This window comes from Pseudoalteromonas sp. Z1A6 (assembly GCF_011378745.1).
GTDB classification, from domain to species: domain Bacteria; phylum Pseudomonadota; class Gammaproteobacteria; order Enterobacterales; family Alteromonadaceae; genus Pseudoalteromonas; species Pseudoalteromonas arctica.
Genome location: NZ_WTKW01000223.1, coordinates 1 through 7,147, shown reverse-complemented (window position 1 = coordinate 7,147; position 7,147 = coordinate 1). Strand labels below are relative to the sequence as shown.

Genomic DNA, 7,147 nt, shown 5'->3' with positions numbered 1-7,147 from the left:
ACTCTTGATACCTTAGCACCGACATTAACACTGGATACCGTGGGCGCTACGAACGACAGCACTCCAGCAATCAGCGGAAGCAGCAATGCTCCAGCGGGCACAGTGATAAACATCAGCGTAAGCGACGGCACCACAACCGAAACGTTCACCGCGACAGTACAAGCCGATGGCAGTTGGTCAGCAGATGTGCCGACAGCATTAGCTGATGGAGAGCTTACTATTGAAGCCAGCGTGAGCGATAACGCCGGAAACACCACCACATTAAGTGAAACCGCGACACTCAACACCATCGCGCCGAGCATTAACATTAATGCCTTGGTTGATACCAACGACACCACACCAACCATTAATGGTACAAGTGATGCAGCCGATGGCACCACTATCAGCTTAACGTTTGTAGACAGTGCAGGAGCTGAAACCACCACGACCATCACGGTCACCGGTGGCCTATGGAGCGTTGCAGCGCCTGTTGAGTTAGCTGAAGGCGAATACACGGTCACCGCAGAAGTAGATGATGGACTAGGTAATATCGGCAGCGCCACCGAAACAGGCGAGATTGACTTAACCGCACCAAGCCTTCTTATTGCAGATAATGGTGTTAGCAATGACACGACACCGACTATCTCGGGTACAAGCGATGCGCCACAAGGCAGTGAAGTCACTATTATTGTGACAGACAGTGCCGGTGCAGCGCAAACAATGAGCGCCACCGTGCTTGCTAATGGTACGTGGTCAATTCCTGTACCGGTAGCACTTGCAGAAGGCGCATACAGCATTAACGCGAATGTTGAAGATGTGGCAGCCAACGACACCACTGCCACAGGCACTGGTGAAATAGATACCATTGCACCGACACTTGTGCTTACCAGTCCAGGCTCAAGTAGCGACATCACCCCGACACTCAGCGGCACAAGCGATGCGGTTGAAGGCACGGTTATTAACTTCACCGTAGTGGACGATCAAGGCAATACACAAACGTTCACCACCACTGTGGATGCTGATGGCAACTTCTCAGTTGAAGTACCGACTGCACTGGCTGAAGGGCCGTACACGATCACCGCCAACATCAGCGATGTGGCAGGTAACAGCACCAATATTACCGGCAACGGCACCATTGATACCACAGCACCAAGTGTGAGTGTAGATGCGCCATTATTAACAAACGACAGCACACCGACGGTTACTGGCACCAGTGATGCGCCTAACAGCACCATCACGGTTACGTTTACCGATGCAGCGAATGCAGTGCAAACTATTGATGTACAAACCGATGCAAGTGGTAACTGGAGTGTAACGCCAAGCGGCGATTTAGCGGAAGGTAATTACAGCGTCAGCGCCAGTATCACCGATGCCGCAGGCAATACAGGCACGGGTACAGACACTGGCGAAGTCGATATAACCGCTCCGGATCTTGAAATTATTCCATCGTTTTTATTAGGTAATTTAGTTTCTCTTTCGGGGGATTCTGATCTACCAGGGGGTTCTGTAATCACTATTACAGAGTACCTAGTTGGGGGATTAGTTGGTGCAACTTATACAGCAACGACAAATCCTGATGGTACGTGGGGGCTTGCAAACATAACAGTACCTTTACTAAACCTTGCCTATGTGACTGCCAGTGCAACGGATGCAGCTGGTAATGTCAGAACAATCAATACACTTGATTTTGATAACGTAGCACCAGAATTAACCGTTAGTGTCGATGCTTTATCTAATGACAGTACGCCAGTAATTAGCGGCACCACCGATATGGGGCAAGGCACTGTAATTAATATAACCGTGACTGATAGTGAAGGAGAAAGCCAAGCGTTTACTGCGACAGTTCAAGCCGGTGGCGACTGGTCTGTTGCTGTACCTGCAGAGCTAGCGCAAGGTCAATATACCGTTGTTGCAGAGGTTAGAGACAGTGTTGGTAACTTAACAACGCAGCAGGCTCAAGGTGAAATAGACAGTGTTGATCCTACATTAATTGTGAACGAAGTTAACGCGACAATAGATACAACACCTACAATTTCAGGCACAAGTAATGAGATAGGTGCAGATGTAAGCATTATTATTGGTGGTCAAACACTAACAGCAACTGTGGGTACTGATGGCAATTGGCAAGTAGATGTCCCCGTAGCACTTGTTGATGGTGATTATACGGCGCAAGTAAGTATTACCGATGACGCTAATAATATCAGCAGCACGACTATTGATTTAACAATTGATACCCAAGTACCTGTTATTGTACTTAATGATATAACTGTATTTAACACTAATACACCAATTGTAAGTGGTACTTCAACTGAACCACAGAATACGGTGGTCGATATAGTCATTACAGATAGTAATAATGACATACATACTTTAACCGCAATAGTTGATGCTAGCGGCGATTGGCAAGTTACAGCGCCAAGCTTGCCAGATGGCAATTATGATGTAGAGGTAAGTATTACCGATGATGCTGGTAATACAGGCTCTGATACAGGTTCGAGTTTTGTTGATACTCAAGCACCAAGTATTACTATAAATGCATTAGGTACAATTAATAACAGCACGCCAACTATTTCAGGCACATCCAATGAACCTGAAAACACGAGTATTACAGTAACTGTGACCGATGGAGATAGTACCGAGACTTACACAACTGTTGTTGGTGCAGGAGGTGCTTGGACTGTAGATATTACAGATGTACTGACTGATGGTGAAGTTACAGTTTCTGCAAGTGTTACTGATGCCGCAGGGAATGAATCAGTTGCAAATAGTACCGCAACTTTAAATACCAATGCGCCTACAATTAATATTAATACAATTGTTGATACGAACGATCAAACACCAGCAATATCAGGCACAAGTAGTGCAATAGATAACTCGGTGATCACAGTCGTTATAACTGACGTTAATAACGTTTCACATACTGTAACTACGACGGTAGTAGGCGGGATTTGGAGTGTTGATGCGACAACTATTCTTCCTGAAGGTGAGTTTACTGTTTCGGCAAGTGTAACTGAAGGAAGCTTAACGAGTAATACAACAGGTAGCGGTGTTATCGATTTAACCGCGCCAACGCTTAGTATTACGCCGCTTGTAACTTTAAATGATACAACGCCTACAATTTCAGGCACAACAACCGCACCGCAAGGCGCATTAGTTATTATTTTAATTACTGATAGCTTAGGTGCAGAGCAAACGGTTAATGCTACGGTTGGTGCAAATGGCACATGGTCAGTCGCTGCAAGTACAGAGTTGAGCGAGGGCACTTACACGGTTTTAGCTTCAACAACAGATACTGCCGGTAATCCTGTAAACACAAGTATTACAGGGGAAGTTGACATAACAGCGCCAGTTGTGACCATTAACGATATTGCTGGAAGTACCGATCTAACTCCAAGTATTTCAGGGAATGTGACAGGTGCCATGGTAGGTGATGCAGTTGCTGTGGTATTTACCGATGCACTAGGGAATAAGCATACTGTAAATACAACAGTTCAAACTGGTGGTGTATGGTCTGTAGAGGCAACTAGCTCTCTATCACAAGGAGATTATTCAGTTGAAGTCTCTGTTACTGATAGCGCTGGTAATACCGGGGACGCAACAAATACAGCAACCATTGATACAATTGCTCCTGAGATTAGTATTAATCAAAGTTCATTAATACTGACTCAAGATAGCACTCCATTAATTACAGGCACATCTAACGAAGCAAATACAAACGTTATAGTTACCTTTACTGATTCTGCTGGAGTTTCTCATCAAATGACCGTTCAAACCGATGGCAATGGAGACTGGCAAGCGGCTGCTAATAATATTTTAGCTGACGGTGTTTACAGTGTTAGTGCAACTATTAGCGATGCTGCGGGCAATACTTCGGTCGACAATAAAACCGGTGGTGAGGTTGATACCGTGGGACCAGAGCTAACAATTGTGCCTTCGTTCCTATTAGGTCAGTTGGTTTCTTTATCTGGTACATCTGATTTGGGCGAAGGTAAAACCGTTACGGTTACTCTAGAGCTTGCAGGTGATTTACTCGATTTAACATACGATGTAACCACAGATGCAAATGGTGATTGGGAGCTATTAGGCCTAGCCGTTAATGTTATTGGCTTATCAGTTATTGAAGCCTCGGCAACCGATGATGTGGGTAACACCACCACTATTACGACTGCTGATGTAGATGCTTCAACCCCAGTACTAAATGCGGTAGTTGACTTTGCTACTGGTGAGGGCGATTTACCAATAATTAGTGGTACGACCGACCAAGCACCAGGCACTGAAGTGCTAGTTAAAGTGGTAGATAGCGAAAATGTAGTACAAGAGCTTACGGCTATAGTGCAAGCCGATAATACGTGGGCTGTGCAGGTTCCTCAATCATTAGCTGAGGGGACATTTAGTGTAACAGTTGACGTGTTAAGTGAGGTCGGTATTACTACCACGCAACTACTTACCGCAGTGGTGGATACAATATCGCCAACACTTGGCTTACAGGTTATTGGCACAACATCAGATTCAACGCCAATAATCCAAGGTACCAGTGATTTAATTAATGGTGTTGTTGAAATACAACTAGATGGCGGCACTGTACTAACTACTACAGTTGATGCTTTGGGAATATTTACACTTGAAGTTGATGCATTATCTGAAGGGCAACACGTTGCTAATGTGAGTATTACTGATGATGCAGGTAATGTAGTTACCGATACGCTTGAATTCGTCGTTGATACGCTAGTACCAGTGGTTGGAATTTTACCACTGAGCATTAGCAATACAGATATATTAGAGCTTTCAGGTACATCACCAGAGGCGGAAGGCACAAATATTGATGTAACTGTTATTGGTAGTAATGGCAACGAAACCGTATTTAATACTTTAATTGATGGAGATGGCAATTGGTCTTTAGTAACTACTAGCTTATCAGATGGTATATATACTGTTTCTGCAAGTATAACTGACGCCGCAGGTAATACAGGGCAGTCGGCCATTGAGCAAGTAACGATAGATACTATAGCGCCAGCGCTAGGAATTGATGCGTTTGGTGTACTTAATACGCTAATACCTACTATTGAAGGGACAAGCGATGAAGAGGTAGGAAGTTTAATTACCGTAAATATTACTGACTCTACAGATACATTATATGTAGTTACCACTTCGGTATTAGGAGACGGAACATGGCTTATTGTTACTCCTTTACTTGCTGAAGGTGACTTAACAATTGAGGCAATAAGTACAGATGATGCTGGGAATATAGCAACAGTTACGCAAACGGGCACTATTAGTACAACCTTACCAGGTTTGTTAATTAATCAAATTGTAGATACAAGCGATACAACGCCAACAATTACAGGTACCACAGATATATTAGCAGGTGACGTACAGGTAGTTATTACCGATAGTAGCGGTACAGCAACGACATATAACACCCAAGCTATTGCAGGTGTATGGACTCTAATACCTACAACACCATTAGCTGAAGGTGCCTTTACTGTAAGTGCTACAGTTGAAAACTTAGGGCTTACAAGTTCTACAAGCCTAGGTGGCATTATTGATTTAACACCACCAACAGTTGAAGTTAACCAGTTACCTGTTACTAATAACCCGTTACCAACAATTACAGGTACAAGTGATGCACCAGCAGGTACAAATGTGAGTGTTGTTATTACCGATGCTAATAATGATTCACAAACTATTACCGCTCAAGTTTCAGGAAGTGGCACATGGTCAGTAACAGCTACCACCGCGCTTAGTGAAGGTAGCTTTAGTGCAACAGCATCAATAAGCGATACAGCGGGTAATTCTGCTAGCGATACTATGGTGTCAAGCACAGACTACACAGCGCCAACTGTAGTCATAGATCCAATATTGGTAGGGCAAGATACAACGCCTACTGTTACGGGGTCAGTTACTGGAAGCTTTGCAGGTGCAGCGGTTATAGTTATGTTTACTGATTCAGCTGGTGCCACTCACAATGTTCAAACAACAGTTGGAGCTGATGGGACGTGGAGTGTGACATCAGCAGAAGTACTTCCTGAGGGCAACTACAGCGTTGATGTAAGCATTGTTGATGGTGCAAGTAATACTGGTACGCAATCATCAAGTAGCGCAATTGACTCAGGTATTACAATTGATTCAGGATTGGTACTAACTACAGATCAAAACCCAGTTATAACAGGTACAGCCGCTCCAGGTGAGTCAGTAACGGTGATCTTTAGTGGCGCTACAGAGGCAACTGAAACAGTATTTGCTGATGCATCTGGTGAGTGGAGCGTAACAGCTAATACTACCTTAGCTGATGGGGCTTATACAGTAACAGCTGTAGCGACCGATAGTTCTGGAAACGCAACATCAAGCGGTAGTTTATCTGGATTGGTTATTGATAATACACCGATCAACTTTACAGTAGAACCTGAGTACTTACTTAATTTATTGGGTATAGGGATATTGGTTGGTTACGAAGGTACATCTGATGGCGGTGAGGGAAGTAAGGTCTATATTTTCGACTCATTAGTTTTAGGCATTGATTTAGCATTAACTTCAGCGCCATATGCAGTTGTAGATGCTCAAGGTAATTGGGACTCTACTAATTTAGATCTGAATCTTTTAGGTTTACTGGGTACAGGTCTTGAAAACACGCATTTCTATACTGTGGACGAAGCTGGTAATTATCAAGTTAAAAATGGAAATGATGTATTTATAGAGTCAGGCAATATTTACGATAATGGAGCAAGCGCTGCTTCTGGCGATACAATCCCTGCATCATTTAGCGAAGAGTCGGCTCTAGGCGATACAATTCCTAATGAAGTTTCAAGCAGCAACGTATTAAGCACTGAAACAATTGACTTAGGTAACTTGAGTGGTCTGTCAACACCTGAGCAAACGGTCCAAATGAGTTCGGCGGAACCGCTTAATATTGATGACGTTATTATTAGCGAAGATGCAGAGCAGCTTATAGCGCTAAATACACTGGTTGAGGACGAAGGCTCTGCAATTGCTTATACTCCAGCTCAAAGTGGGGGAAGCATTGATGCAGCAGCACCTGCGGTTGATGTGCAAAATCAATCGGAAGAGATGATTAAACACTTAATTGAAAGTAGTAATAATCAAACGGATATTTAATATTAATAGAGCCCTCTTAATTATTTATTAAGGGGGCTTATATTATTAAGCAAAT

1 protein-coding gene is annotated in these 7,147 nt (G+C 43.7%); it reads left to right on the top strand.

All coding sequences use genetic code 11. The annotated features are described in order from the left end of the window. Positions 1–7,092, top strand: a 7,092-nt coding sequence (locus tag GQR46_RS13755; protein ID WP_206009603.1) for an Ig-like domain-containing protein, incomplete at its 5' end; no start/stop codon positions are given. Positions 7,093–7,147: the final 55 nt, after the last annotated feature.